General features: G+C 57.9%; 15 protein-coding genes. All 15 read right to left on the bottom strand.

Going from position 1 to position 12,257, the window contains the following annotated elements; genetic code table 11:
* Nucleotides 1-1,497, bottom strand: a complete 1,497-nt coding sequence (locus ACOOFE_RS19220; protein WP_420411552.1) for a sigma-54-dependent transcriptional regulator — start codon at nucleotides 1,495-1,497, stop codon at nucleotides 1-3.
* The gene (locus tag ACOOFE_RS19215) at nucleotides 1,494-3,188 is read right to left on the bottom strand and encodes an enoyl-CoA hydratase-related protein (RefSeq protein ID WP_420411551.1); all 1,695 of its coding nucleotides are present in this window, start codon (nucleotides 3,186-3,188) and stop codon (nucleotides 1,494-1,496) included. The genes ACOOFE_RS19220 and ACOOFE_RS19215 overlap by 4 nt, the downstream gene beginning before the upstream one ends.
* Before the next feature lie 3 nt (nucleotides 3,189-3,191).
* Nucleotides 3,192-4,229 (bottom strand): hydrogenase expression/formation protein HypE, encoded by a 1,038-nt coding sequence (gene hypE / locus ACOOFE_RS19210; protein WP_420411550.1) that lies wholly within the window; start codon nucleotides 4,227-4,229, stop codon nucleotides 3,192-3,194.
* Nucleotides 4,226-5,380: a hydrogenase formation protein HypD gene (gene hypD, locus ACOOFE_RS19205; protein ID WP_420411549.1), complete on the bottom strand. Its 1,155-nt coding sequence runs from the start codon at nucleotides 5,378-5,380 to the stop codon at nucleotides 4,226-4,228. The genes hypE and hypD overlap by 4 nt, the downstream gene beginning before the upstream one ends.
* A complete protein-coding gene (locus ACOOFE_RS19200) occupies nucleotides 5,377-5,631 on the bottom strand; it encodes a HypC/HybG/HupF family hydrogenase formation chaperone (RefSeq protein ID WP_420411548.1) in 255 nt (84 codons plus the stop codon). Before ACOOFE_RS19200 ends, hypD begins: the two co-directional genes overlap by 4 nt.
* Before the next feature lie 9 nt (nucleotides 5,632-5,640).
* Nucleotides 5,641-6,498, bottom strand: a complete 858-nt coding sequence (hypB, locus tag ACOOFE_RS19195) for a hydrogenase nickel incorporation protein HypB (RefSeq protein WP_420411547.1) — start codon at nucleotides 6,496-6,498, stop codon at nucleotides 5,641-5,643.
* Nucleotides 6,498-6,839 (bottom strand): hydrogenase maturation nickel metallochaperone HypA, encoded by a 342-nt coding sequence (gene hypA, locus ACOOFE_RS19190; protein WP_420411546.1) that lies wholly within the window; start codon nucleotides 6,837-6,839, stop codon nucleotides 6,498-6,500. Before hypA ends, hypB begins: the two co-directional genes overlap by 1 nt.
* Entirely contained in the window at nucleotides 6,839-7,945 is a 1,107-nt protein-coding gene (locus tag ACOOFE_RS19185) for a nickel-dependent hydrogenase large subunit (RefSeq protein WP_420411545.1), read from the bottom strand. Before ACOOFE_RS19185 ends, hypA begins: the two co-directional genes overlap by 1 nt.
* Entirely contained in the window at nucleotides 7,935-8,579 is a 645-nt protein-coding gene (gene hybE / locus ACOOFE_RS19180; RefSeq protein ID WP_420411544.1) for a [NiFe]-hydrogenase assembly chaperone HybE, read from the bottom strand. The genes ACOOFE_RS19185 and hybE overlap by 11 nt, the downstream gene beginning before the upstream one ends.
* Nucleotides 8,580-8,804, bottom strand: coding sequence for a rubredoxin (locus ACOOFE_RS19175; RefSeq protein ID WP_420411543.1), 225 nt, complete (start codon nucleotides 8,802-8,804; stop codon nucleotides 8,580-8,582).
* Entirely contained in the window at nucleotides 8,801-9,670 is an 870-nt protein-coding gene (locus ACOOFE_RS19170) for a hydrogenase expression/formation protein (RefSeq protein ID WP_420411542.1), read from the bottom strand. The genes ACOOFE_RS19175 and ACOOFE_RS19170 overlap by 4 nt, the downstream gene beginning before the upstream one ends.
* A 23-nt stretch (nucleotides 9,671-9,693) precedes the next feature.
* Complete coding sequence (locus ACOOFE_RS19165) at nucleotides 9,694-10,128, bottom strand: hydrogenase-1 expression HyaE (RefSeq protein WP_420411541.1); 435 nt, start codon at nucleotides 10,126-10,128, stop codon at nucleotides 9,694-9,696.
* The gene (locus tag ACOOFE_RS19160) at nucleotides 10,097-10,447 is read right to left on the bottom strand and encodes a HypC/HybG/HupF family hydrogenase formation chaperone (RefSeq protein ID WP_420411540.1); all 351 of its coding nucleotides are present in this window, start codon (nucleotides 10,445-10,447) and stop codon (nucleotides 10,097-10,099) included. Before ACOOFE_RS19160 ends, ACOOFE_RS19165 begins: the two co-directional genes overlap by 32 nt.
* On the bottom strand, nucleotides 10,447-11,139 hold the full coding sequence (locus ACOOFE_RS19155) for a HyaD/HybD family hydrogenase maturation endopeptidase (protein ID WP_420411539.1): 693 nt from the start codon (nucleotides 11,137-11,139) through the stop codon (nucleotides 10,447-10,449). Before ACOOFE_RS19155 ends, ACOOFE_RS19160 begins: the two co-directional genes overlap by 1 nt.
* Before the next feature lie 355 nt (nucleotides 11,140-11,494).
* The gene (cybH, locus tag ACOOFE_RS19150; protein WP_420411538.1) at nucleotides 11,495-12,250 is read right to left on the bottom strand and encodes a Ni/Fe-hydrogenase, b-type cytochrome subunit; all 756 of its coding nucleotides are present in this window, start codon (nucleotides 12,248-12,250) and stop codon (nucleotides 11,495-11,497) included.
* Between the last annotated feature and the right edge of the window lie 7 nt (nucleotides 12,251-12,257).

Here is a 12,257-nt window from a genome sequence, read left to right as displayed (position 1 = left end):
TTATCCCGTTGTGGCAGCGCTCTTGCGCTTTTCGGGCAGGGCTTTGACGTTCTCCAGCCCGTAACGCTCCAGTTTACCGCGCAGTCCAACTCTGGAAAGCCCAAGTTCGCGGGCAGCTTTAGATTTGTTCCAGCGGTGACGGATCAAGGTTTCCTTGATGATCCGGGCTTCCAATTCCCCGATGCGGTCTTTCAAGGACCCTTCCAGAGAGATCAGACCGGGCAGCATATCCGGTTCATCGCTGCCAACTGGATCGGCTTGCAGGATATGCCGTGACAACAAGTCGGCGCCCAATTCGCTGTCCTCATCCCCCATCACCAGCATCTGCTGAATTTCGTTCTGCATTTCCCGGACGTTGCCCGGCCAGCCATAGGCCTGCATGCAATCTATCGCCTCCTCTGACAGTCCCGAAACGGTCTTTCCAAGCTGGGACATTGCCCGATCAAGGAGGGCGTGTGCAAGCACCGGAATATCACCTGGGCGGTTCTTCAAGTCAGGCAAGCGGACAACGATCCCGGCAAGCCGGTAATAAAGGTCAGCCCGGAAACGCCCGGCCCGGACTTCGTCTTCCAGGTTCTTGTTGGTCGCAGCAATCACCCGGACATCGATCTTGCGGGTCTTGGCGCTACCAACCGGTCGGATCTCGCCTTCCTGAAGCGTTCTGAGCAATTTGACCTGGAAGGCAGGAGAGACCTCGCCGATCTCATCGAGAAATACCGTGCCGCCATCCGCACGTTCAAACAGGCCTGTATGATCTTCAACTGCACCGGTAAAGGCACCGCGCTTGTGGCCGAAAAGCTCGCTTTCCAGAAGTTCGTCCGGCAGAGCGCCGCAGTTTTCGACGACAAACGGTTTGTTCCAGCGCAGCGAACCGTAATGCAGCGCGCGGGCGGCCAATTCCTTGCCCGTGCCGGAAGAACCGGACAGGAGCACCGGCACGTCGTAGGGTGCAACTTGGCGTAAGGTCTTGCAGACCTCATCCATCGGGCTACCGGCGCTGCGGATGATGCCGTCGTCGAAATCGTAATCCTGGCGGAGGCGTTCCTTGTCCCTGGTGACCTTCTTTGAGGCTCCCGAGGGTGACATCTTCAATTCCACGGCCAGCAGCTCGTTCTCCCGCTGGAGGGTATAGAGCTTGCAGGCGTTTTTCAGCGTTAGGATCAGGTTTTCGGGATGCCACGGCTTGGTGATGTACTGATAGATGCCAGCTTCGTTGACCCCGTCGATGATGTCATGGGCATCCGTATATCCGGAAATGATCATCCGGATGGCATCGGGCCAGCGCTGGCGCACGGTTTTCAAGAACTCCACACCCGTCTGTTCGGGCATGCGCTGATCACACAGAACGATCTGAACCCATTCGTCCTCAAGGATTTTTGTTGCCTCGCCGACCGTTGAGGCGGTGTTCACATCGAAATCTTCATCCAGGATGCGCGAAATGGATTCCAGCGCGCGGATTTCGTCATCAATCACCAGAATTGTCGGGAGGTCGGTCATGACAAAACCCTTCTTGTTGCTGGTGGGCCAGGCGTGGCAGAACGGTGGTGGGCAAGGGAGCGGGGCGTGCGCGACTTCACCACCTTGCGGACAAAATTATACCGGGCGACGTGATAGCTCGGATCGAATCCAAAGAAGTTCTTACGCATTTTGGCAAGTTCAGCGGCTCGGTAGGCTTCCAGCGGTTTGACAGCCTCGTCCCGTTGCCGCGTTTCTGCTTTTTGCTGAAGACGATCTGTGAGATCTGTCTTTGCAAGTGCGCTGGCCCTTTCACGGATTTCGGCCTCAAAACTTTTCTGGTCCGCCCTTAGAACCTGGTCGGCGAGGCCAAGGGAGAGCGCTTCTTCTGCACCCATGGGCAGGCGGGCCTCACTGATGCGGGCAGCGTTGTCCGGTCCGGCATATTTCGGCAGGAGGTAGGTCCAGTATTCCGACCCATAGAGATTGCCCATATCCTTGTAATGCGGATTGAGGATCGTTTGCGGCCGGACCCAGACTGCGTCGGCCGCGCGTGCCAGAAAGACCCCGCCTGCACCTGCATTGCCGCGCAGGCCGGAAATGATCCACTTGCCCGTTGTCCGGATTACGGCTTCAGCCAAATCATCGATTGCCCGAATATTCTGCCAGCTTTCTTCTGCCGGGCTCCGGGCTGCCTCGATCAGATTGAGATTGAGGCCGTTCGACCAATGATCCGGGCCGCCCATAAGTACCAGCACTTTGGCCGGGCTTGCAGCCGCCTTCTCAAAAGCGGCTTTCAAACGGCGGCAAGCCTCTGTCCCCATTGCGCCATTGTAAAAATCAAAATGCAGATAACCGACGCCGTTTTCGATCTCAAAGAGGATGTCCTTGTAGCCATCTGCAAGCTCTGGAAGATCCACGCATTCGTCTTCAAAGATTTGCGTCATCGGCAGTTTGATCGATTTTTCTGAGGTCTTCTTGCCGTGCCCAATCCAGAGCGCACCATCAGTTGTCTTCAGCGCGAGCGCTGGGCCGGAACGAGCGAAGGGTGTGCCGGGTGTGAGGGAGCTGGGAATGGGCCCGTCAAACGGCCGTGCATCGAACAGGCGCACGGGTTCATCGAAAAGATTGTCCAAAAGACCCGGCATGCCGTCTGCTGAGCGGATCTTTTGCAAGACGGTTGCCGTTGTGTCGGTTTCCCAGTTGATGGCCCGTTCGCTTTGTTTGAGCGTCGGCCGCCAGCGGGAACACGCCGGATCCAGAGGCTCAGGCTGGACGCCAGCTTCTAGCTTCTCCAAGGCTTCAAACACGGCTGAAGCGGCCGCATCGGTGACTTCGTGTCTGTAAAGGCTCGACTTGGTGGCTTTTCGAAGCGGGAAACTCCGATGTGCCCAGATTGGCCCGGCATCCAGGTCTTTGACTGCCTGTAAAACGGTCACGCCCCATTCGTTCTCGTCCTCAAGGACTGCCCAATCGAGCGCGCTGGGCCCACGGTCGCCAACAGGGCCGGGATGCACAATCAGGCACAGTGTTTTTTCAAAGATCTCTGCCGGGATCGCCCGTTTCAGGAAAGGCGCCAGAATGAGATCGGGCTGAAACAAGCTGACGGCTTCTGCGGTCACGGCATCATTGACGTCAAACTCTACCGACACCTCATGCCCGGCTGCGCGCAGGTCGCAATGAAGGCGTTGGGTGAGGGAGTTGAAGCCATGACAGAGAAGCAGAATGCGCATGGCTCAGCAGATCCTCGGAAGCTGTTCGCCGGAGAGCCAGTCGACAACCCGCAGACCGCCGATACCGGTTTCCATCTCAACCAGATGGGCATCGTCCTTGGTGAGGGTGCCGATCCGTGCGGCGTCCTTGCCGAGCGGATGGGCTTTCATGGCCGCCAGAAGTGGTTCGGCATCGTCCGGCTCGCACAAGCAGATCAGTTTTCCTTCATTTGCGACATAAAGCGGATCAAGGCCCAGCAGCTCGCAGGCCGCGGCCACATCCGGTTTGACCGGGATGGCCGTCTCATCCAGATGCATGCCGACTTTTGCGGCACGGGCGATTTCGTTCAAGGTTGCAGCCAAACCGCCCCGGGTCGGATCTCTCAAGACCGCAATGCCGGGTGCCGTGGCCACCATATCAGCCACCAGTGTGTGCAGAGCGGCGCTGTCTGAACGGATTTCGGTCTCGAATTCCAGATTCTCGCGTTTTGATAGGATCGCAACGCCATGGTCGCCAATGCTTCCGGACAGAAGAATGGCCTGGCCGGGCCTGGCCCGCTCAACGGAGACATGAACGCCCTCCGGCACCACGCCCAAGCCGGTCGTGGTGATAAAGACACCATCGCCCTTGCCCTTTTCGACCACCTTGGTGTCACCGGTCACGATAGGAACACCCGCTTCCCGCGCAGCGTGGGCCATGGAGACGACAATCCGTTCCAGATCCGCCAGCGGATAGCCTTCCTCCAGGATGAACCCGGCTGTGAGGTAAAGCGGTTTTGCCCCGGCCATGGCGACATCGTTCAAAGTGCCGTGGACGCTGAGCGAGCCGATGTCGCCGCCCGGAAAGAAGATCGGCGAGATCACATGGCCATCCGTCGACATCACCAATCTTCCCTGTGGTGCTTCCAGCAGGGCTGCATCGTTTCCCTGCGCCAGGATCGGGTTGCCAAGATGTTTTTGAAACAGACCGGAAATCAGCTCGGTCATGGCGCGGCCGCCGCCGCCATGGGCCATGTCGATCGTGCCTTTCCGCCGCGAAAAAGTGGTGTCGATGGCGTTCATGCCGCTGCCTCCTTCTGCGGGCGGACAGCTTTCTCACGATAGCGGCCATAGGTCCAATAGGCCGCACAAGCGCCTTCCGAAGACACCATGCAGGAGCCCATCGGATTGTCGGGGGTACAGACCGTGCCGAAGAGCTTGCAGTCGGTCGGTTTTTTGACCCCGCGCAAGATTGCCGGGCACTCGCAGGATTTCACTTCACGGGACTGTTTGGGCGAAACCTCAAACCGGCGTTCTGCGTCGAAATCTGCATAGTCCTCACGGATTTGCAGGGCGCTATAGGGCACCGTGCCAAGACCACGCCATTCAAAGCTGGTGCACAGTTCGAAGATGTCGGACACCAAGGCCTGGGCCTTGAGGTTCCCCTCTGCCGTTACCACGCGGGTGTATTCGTTCTCGACCTCATGGCGCCCCTCGTTGATCTGACGGATCAGCATCAAGGTCGACTGCATGACATCAAGCGGTTCGAATCCGGCGATCACGACCGGTTTCTGAAACTCTTCGGCGAAATACTCATAAGGCTCGGAGCCGATGACAGAACTGACATGGGAAGGGCCCAGAAAACCGTCAATCTGCACGGTGCCGAGGTCCCGGACTTCCGGCGATTGCAGGATGTGGCCGATGGCAGACGGCGTCAGAACGTGATTGCAGAAGACGGAGAAATTCTTGAGGCCTTCCTTTTGCGCCTGTTTGATCGCAACCGCAGTCGGCGGGGTTGTCGTTTCAAAGCCGATGGCGAAAAAGACAACCTCGCGCTCCGGATTGTCGCGCGCGATCTTCAGCGCATCCAGTGTGGAATAGACCATGCGGATATCGGCGCCGTCTGCCTTCGCCCGGATCAGGCTGCGCTGTTTGGTGCCAGGAACGCGCATCATGTCGCCATAGGTGCATAGGATCACATTGTGGCGTTCGGCGATCTCCACCGCATCGTCCAGGCGCCGGACCGGCAAAACACAGACCGGACAGCCGGGGCCATGCACGAAGTGGACATTCTCCGGCATCAGGTTTTGCACGCCATAGCGGAAAATTGCATGTGTGTGCCCGCCGCAGAACTCCATGATGTTGTAGGTGCGGTCTGGCTTGGCTTCACGTTGGATTGCAGAAGCAACCGATTTGGCGAGTTCCTTGTCGCGGTATTCAGCTACATATTTCACTGGGAACCTCCCGTGATCTCTTCCAGCTCTTCCTGCAGTACACCGGCTGCGGCCATCATCTTCAACGTGCGGGCCGCTTCCTCCGGGCTGACCTTGTGAAGCGCGTAGCCGACGTGAACCAGCACGTAATCGCCGACTTCCAAATCTTCGACGAGCGCGGTCGAGATTTTCTTTTTGACGCCTTCCAGGGCAACGACGGCCATGTCGTCACCGGAGAGTTCAGCCACCTTTGCTGGGATCGCCAGGCACATTTGTCTCTCCTATTCCGCTGCATTGAGGGCCGGATTACCGGCGAGCTGCATGGCGCGGGCCGCGTTTATCCAACTGATCCAGCCGTCGAGGCCTTCGCCGGTCTTGGCGGACACTGTCAGCACCTTGATGCGCGGGTTGATTTTGCGGGCGTTTTCCGTTGCCGCCTCAACATCGAAGTCGAGATAGGGCAGCAGATCGACCTTGTTCAAAAGCATCAGATCCGCGGCGGCGAACATGTCGGGGTATTTCAGCGGTTTGTCCTCGCCTTCCGTCACCGACAGGATCGCCACCTTGTGGGCTTCGCCAAGATCAAAGGCGGCGGGGCAGACGAGATTGCCGACGTTTTCGATGAAAACGCAGCTACCGTCCTGCGGGGCGAGCTTTTCCAGAGCATGGCCGACCATATGTCCATCAAGATGGCAGCCTTTGCCCGTGTTGATCTGAAGCGCGGGAACGCCGGTCTCCCGGATTCGGTCGGCGTCATTGGCCGTTTGCTGGTCGCCCTCAATGACATAACACTGCCGGGTTCCGGCCAGGGTTTTCAAGGTCTCCACCAATAGGGTTGTCTTGCCGGAGCCCGGGCTAGACACAAGGTTGAGGGCAAAAATTCCGCGCTCGGACAAATACCGCCGGTTGGCGTCGGCATAGCCGTTGTTTTTCGACAGGATGTCCTGCTCCAGCTGGATCATCCGTGACTGGCTCATTCCCGGAACCGACGCCCCTGCTTCGCCTTTGCCGTAATGATGATTGTGGTCATGGGCGTGATGATGTCCGTCATGGGAATGACTGTCGGGATGCCCGTGATCCTTGGCATCAACGCCTTCAATCCGGGTCTCGCCGTCTCCGCATCCGCACACTGTACACATCAGGACACCTCCAGTTCCTTGATCCGCAATTCTTCGCCGCTGGTGACTTGCAATTGATGCGAGCCGCACTCGGGACAGGGATCAAAGCGTTCGTTGATGGAAACTGTTTTTTCGCAGGGCAGACACCAGGCGGCCGCCTGCGGTTCAATAATGTCGAGCTTAGCCCCGGCCGCCAGGCTGCCGCGCGTGACCACATCAAAGCCGAAACGCAGAGCTTCGGTTTCCACGCCAGACAGCGGCCCAACCTCCAGGCAGACCCGGTCCACCTTTGAGAACTTCTGGCTCACCGCCTGGTCCTGCAAGATCCCGAGGATGCTTTCACACAGCGACATCTCATGCATCAGTGGATCCTCACCTCATAGGCAACACAGGGATCAATGGCACCGACAACCAGATCCGCATGTTTAACACGTGCGCAATCTGGCCCCTCAGGGATTGCATCGAGATAGCGTGTTGCAACACCACGCGAGGCAAAATTCCACCGGGTCGGCGATATGATTTTGTAGTTTGCCACCTTGCCGTCTTGAAGGTCCACGACATGAGTCAAACGACCGCGCGCCGTTTCTGCAAATCCGACACCAGGCTTTGTCGTGTTACCCGTCTTTGCAACCGGCGCATCGACCTCCAGAAATACCTGGTAGAGCTCCTGTGCCGTTTCCGCCAAATCGATCAATCGGGCGAGATACCGGTCGGCGAGGGTTGGCATTCCTCGTTGTGTGAGAATGGGATGAGACCGGCGACGCTCATATGAAGAGGTCTCTGGAACTTCTTTCACCGTCTCCAGAGGCTCCGTGAGACCGCTTTCGGAAAGGAAGAGCGGGCGGTCCGGTGCCGGTTCATCGTGGTTGCGCCTGAGCACAGATCCCAAAAACCGGGCAGCGCCTGTCGGAATTTGCTCTGTCCAGCCAGCCAGCGCGCTGCCGTCGTGCCTGTCTAGCCAGATAGGGATCGTCTCGCCGAGGATCCGGTTTTCTATCAGGCTGATGAGGCAGGCTATCAGCGCGCTGCCGTCATCGGAGGCCCGCCAGTTGCTCAGCGGCTCAGAAAACGCACACCCGTTTTGGTCTATCGCCTGACGGAACGCCGGCAGCAATTTCAGCGCGGCCTGTGCCGTTTCCGTATCCGGTTCTGCTCCAACAATTTTTTGCCAGACGAGGCTAATCCGCAAAAGATGCTCGCGTGCCCGTTCCATCAAGACCAAGCAGTTTCGTATCTGATGTGTCGCTAGGTCGGGTTCGATTCCTTTAGCCGTTTCTGCCGCTTGTATAGCGGCTGCGGCATGGGCTGTTCCGCACAGGCTAAACAGCGAAGGGATGAGTAGACTGGCTGCTTCTGGCGAGCGGCCGATCAAAAGCTTCGTGATATCAGCCGGTTCCTTTAAGTCGATACTAATAGGAGCATCGGTGTCACGTGGCAGTACAATGTTCAAATGTCCTTCAAGGCTCATGACGAACCTCGGCAGATCGATTGCCAGTAAGCAAGCCACGGCGACTCAATCCGGCAGGGGTAGTTTCAGCTTCGTTTGAACCTGTCTCAGATGAGAGGCCTTCTTTTGAGTGATCAGTTGGCACATCTTCCGCGCTAACAGCGTCCGGATGTTCGGCATTTTGAGCCAACTCAGCAACTTCGGACAAATCTCCGCGCCAGACTGCGGCCATGCCCGCCTCAGTGTCACTTAGGTCTTCAGCGGCTTCAAAGAGTTCGTCAAGCGCGGACAGACCGCAAGCTTCCGCTGTTTCCTGATCAGAAAACTCAAACACTGGCGAAAACAGAGAACACATCCAAAAGGGGTCGATGGCAGGTTCGTGGCCGCGAATAAATTCAAAGGACCCTGCGGGGAAGCGAAACGTGCGCTTGGTTCCAGAAGCCAGAAGAACGTCATCCGGCGTTTTTGGCACCAAAATGAGGTTCATGAACCACGGCGTCAAAAGCGTTCCGAGCTGAAAACCCTGCCAGGCGCGCACCCCAAGAAGGCGGACAGCCAAAGCCGTGTTCAAGACCGGTACGCCTTCCATCCGCGTCCGCTGGATGGTGGAAAAGGTGGTCTCAACAATGGCCGTTAGCTCGTCCGCATCCCGCATTTATGCGTCCTCCAGCACCATGAAGCCGTCCTTGTGCGCGTCGCACTCCGGGCAGCTCCAGTGATCGGGCAGGCTGGCAAACGGGGTTCCGGGCGGGATTTGCCAATAGTCATCGCCCTTCGCCGGATCGTAGACGTGCCAGCAGATCTTGCATTCCAGCCGTGTCGCCGGTCCAATCTTGCCGTTGTCACCGCCATAAGATCCGCCAAAGAAGCCTTCACTCACCGGTAGACCTCCAGGATCTCGCCGAGACGCTCTGCTGAATCGGAGATGTCTTCTGAAGCCGCACAAGCAACGTCGGGCACCGGGCTGATTTCGATCGTGTTGAGGATCAGGCTGTCCTGGGAATTGTAATATTGCACCCACCAGGAGTCGGCCGTTTGTGTGGAGGTGATCCGGCAGTTGCCATATCCGCGCGATAGGATCGTCACGCTGCCTCGGCCAAGCCTCTCGGTCAGAAAGGCAAGATCTTCTTCTGTATGCGGCAGAAGCGACAAGTTGATCACATGCGGCACGCCGGTCTTGCGTGGAATACCGAGATGCTCGTTGATTTCAGGGATCAAGGGCGGTGCGTTGAAGATGTTTGGCCCGGCTTTTTCTGGCATCACCACGTGGTCTTGGGCGCCCTTGAAAACCGTTTCCAGGATTTCTGAGGGAAAAACACCCGGTTCAATATAGTCGGCTCCCGGCTGATCACCGTCCGCCGACCGCCGCACTCGCCAAACACCGGCTAAAACCGCTTCCTGGGCCTGAATTTGGCTGCCGCCAATCACCGAGACTTCTCCCTCGCCAAGAACCTGATTGACCAGATCCAGGTTCTTTGGGTCGAGATGCGTGAGGTCATGGCGTGCCGGTGCATCGGTTGTGGTGAAGGTTTCAAGGCTTTCAAGCAGCTGGTCCAGTACCGCCAATCCGTTTTCCAGACCTGTGGTTTCTTCCGGTTCCGGTAGGTCGGGCGCAGCGAAGGTCATCATGCCTTCCGGCATTTGCATGTATTCCAAGGTGCCGCCATCGGCATCCTGGGGTTGGCTCCCCGGGCCGACAAGCGGCCCGAGGAGGGACGGGCTGAAAGGGTCGATAGGATTGCTCATGTGCTTATCTCCTAACAGCCAGGTCAGTGGGCTTGGGCCGGAGGCGCCACACCGCAACCTTCCGGGAATTTGAAGGGCGGCGGGTCTGTCGGGTCTTTCGTCAGGATTTCGGAAATCTCCAACAGATAGTCGGCCCAATCGCGCACGCCCTGAATGGTGCCGAGGTAGTCGCCCTTGCGCAGGAAAACGAGACTTGGAAAACTGTTGAAGCGGTAGCGGCGCTGCAGCTCCCGTTCGGCTTTACGGGCCACGACGAAGGCCGTCACATTGCCATCGAAGGCCTTGACCAACTCCGGCAGGATCACGGCGACATCGTTGCTTTCGGAAAGCCGGTTGGCATCACCTGGAAAAAACACCATCGACAAGACGGTCTGCTCGGCCCGTTCGTCCAGACTGGTCTCGTCGACGACTTTGAGACCTTCCCGGTCAATGATGGACGTCAGCAGCGGCGAAAACATTGCCGGTTCCTTCCCTATCTTTCGTGGCCTGAGCGTCTTCGGCAGCCGAAGTGCGCTGGGCGATCAGATCTTCAAACAAATGGTCGACATCGGTGTGGCCGTCCGCCACCAGCCGGAGCGCTTCCAGTGCGTCGGCTGTCCGTCTGGCGGTCTCCGCATCGAGAATGTCGCGGGCCGCGCCCAGAAACGTCAACACCCAAGTGCCGGGTTCGACAGGGCCAACCAGACGGACATCGATGTCATGTTCGCCGTCGTCTGCACGGCAGCGGGCAAAGCCAAAGTCCGACGAAATCACCTGCATGGGGATGCCAAGGCACATCAGCGCGGCTCCCCGGTGCGCGACACCATCTCGGCGACCTCGGCATCGAAGTCGTCCGGCCCCGACCAGCCGTCGCCGATAAGAACCCGGCTGTCTCCATGCCGGTAGGCATCGACGGCGTCCGGCCGGCCGCCCTCATAACGGCCAAGGGTCATTTCCAGGCTGGCGATGGTGTCGTCTTCGCCGAGCTGGTCGCTGCGCATTTCTGCAAAGACGCCGTGTTTTTCCAGAAAGGTCAGGGCGGCATCAATGGCAGGGGCGATTTGTGCTTTGACAGCCGGGCGCAGGCTGCCGCCGTAGTCTTCCAGTTCCAAAGGCTGCACACCGATCAAGAGGAGATGTTTGGGGTAGTCGCCGAGCATTTCCGCCATGGCGAGCACTTCCTGAAATCCGGTTTGATGAAGGGAAATTTTCTTGGCGCCGAGAAACTTCGGCACTTCGTCGCCGGTAACGAGTTTCAAGGTGCCGGGCGCAAGGCCGTAGTCGACCGCATCAAAAACGATCAGGATGTCGGCGTCGCGGATGTGCTGGACCAGATAAACGCCCTGCGTGCCGCCATCCATCACTTTAACGTTGTCACTGAAACTGTAATGCTGGTGCAGGATTTCAACGGCGCGCACGCCAAACCCTTCGTCCGCCCAGAGCAGGTTCCCGATCCCGAGAACCAGCACGGCGGGAGTTGCCTCTCCCATGGTATTCCTCCCGCGCCAAGCCGCCGGATCGGCTGCTGGCGTTGTATGCAACTGTATGCGTCCTTTCCTTTCTATGGAGCAATCGCTGTGCCAATTCGCAGCACTGGCAGAAGTGGCGGATTTATCAGTGTTTTAAGTTTGATGCTCAAAGGAAGGTGGAAGATAAGTTTCCATAATGTTTGATTATTGGAAAAAAGATTGCGCGTCAGGGGCGGGCGCGAATAGGAAATGGCAGTTTTCCATGCGAACTGTCAGCTCGGATGTTGTCTTGGAAAGCAGGCAAAAAAGAAGCGGGCGCAAGCGCCCGCTGAAAGGGATGGGAGGGGCCGCGAGCCTTGTACACGCGGCAAACATGTCATTCGTCCGCGATCGGTTTGTCATCGCGGAAGGTGCGCCAGCCGGAGAACATCGATGACATGATCGATTGCCGGGACATGATGTCTTCTCTGATGGCCGCATAGATGTGGGTGATGGCAAAACAGACGATCACCCAGAGGCCGACATGGTGCCAGGTATGCACATCTTGGCTTTGGCCGAAAAGTGGGATGATCCAGCTGGAGAAATACTCGAACTGCCAGCTGCCCATGCCAGTGCCTTCGCCATAGAGCGCAAAACCGGTCAGGATCATGAACACGGTGCACCAAACGAACATGACATGCATCGTCAGGGTCGCCAGCGGGTTATGGCCCGCGTATTTCATCGGCTCCTTGGTGATCATGGCGTACCATTTCACTTCGTGGAGCAGCTCGGTCCAGAAACTGGCGCGCCAAACTGGCGGCAGGAAGATCTGCCGGGCATGTTTGTTGCCGACAAACGCCCAGTAGATCCGGAACAGGAAGGCCACGGCAAAGATATAACCAGCTGCAAAATGCAGATACCGGATCCAGCCGAACAGGTAACTGAAATAGGCTTCTCCGCCGACAGACGGTGGCGGGGAGCCAATTAGATATCCAGTGATCCCAAGCGCCAGAATGGCGAAGAAGTTGACCCAGTGCCAGATCCGGACCGGCGCCTGGTAGATGTAGATGGCTTCTTCCTTGTGGGGCGCGGTCGAAGGACCCATTGAGTTCGCCGCTGGATCGGCGGAAGGATTGCTGACATTTACATTCATATCCGCC

Origin of the sequence: Roseibium sp. (assembly GCF_965216085.1) — a bacterium.
Classification (GTDB): domain Bacteria; phylum Pseudomonadota; class Alphaproteobacteria; order Rhizobiales; family Stappiaceae; genus Roseibium.
The sequence above is the reverse complement of the archived record's forward strand: the minus strand, read 5'-3'. Positions and strand labels throughout refer to the sequence as shown.

Excerpts from the sequence above, each read along its gene's own strand:
- ACOOFE_RS19155 (WP_420411539.1), bottom strand. The coding sequence starts at position 11,139 with ATGGGAGAGGCAACTCCCGCCGTGCTGGTTCTCGGGATCGGGAACCTG.
- hybE (WP_420411544.1), bottom strand. The coding sequence starts at position 8,579 with ATGCGGGATGCGGACGAGCTAACGGCCATTGTTGAGACCACCTTTTCC.
- ACOOFE_RS19185 (WP_420411545.1), bottom strand. The coding sequence starts at position 7,945 with ATGAGCCTTGAAGGACATTTGAACATTGTACTGCCACGTGACACCGAT.
- hypE (WP_420411550.1), bottom strand. The coding sequence starts at position 4,229 with ATGAACGCCATCGACACCACTTTTTCGCGGCGGAAAGGCACGATCGAC.
- ACOOFE_RS19220 (WP_420411552.1), bottom strand. The coding sequence starts at position 1,497 with ATGACCGACCTCCCGACAATTCTGGTGATTGATGACGAAATCCGCGCG.
- ACOOFE_RS19170 (WP_420411542.1), bottom strand. The coding sequence starts at position 9,670 with ATGAGCAATCCTATCGACCCTTTCAGCCCGTCCCTCCTCGGGCCGCTT.
- hypA (WP_420411546.1), bottom strand. The coding sequence starts at position 6,839 with ATGCATGAGATGTCGCTGTGTGAAAGCATCCTCGGGATCTTGCAGGAC.
- hypB (WP_420411547.1), bottom strand. The coding sequence starts at position 6,498 with ATGTGTACAGTGTGCGGATGCGGAGACGGCGAGACCCGGATTGAAGGC.
- ACOOFE_RS19165 (WP_420411541.1), bottom strand. The coding sequence starts at position 10,128 with ATGTTTTCGCCGCTGCTGACGTCCATCATTGACCGGGAAGGTCTCAAA.
- cybH (WP_420411538.1), bottom strand. The coding sequence starts at position 12,250 with ATGAATGTAAATGTCAGCAATCCTTCCGCCGATCCAGCGGCGAACTCA.
- ACOOFE_RS19200 (WP_420411548.1), bottom strand. The coding sequence starts at position 5,631 with ATGTGCCTGGCGATCCCAGCAAAGGTGGCTGAACTCTCCGGTGACGAC.
- ACOOFE_RS19160 (WP_420411540.1), bottom strand. The coding sequence starts at position 10,447 with ATGTGCCTTGGCATCCCCATGCAGGTGATTTCGTCGGACTTTGGCTTT.
- ACOOFE_RS19215 (WP_420411551.1), bottom strand. The coding sequence starts at position 3,188 with ATGCGCATTCTGCTTCTCTGTCATGGCTTCAACTCCCTCACCCAACGC.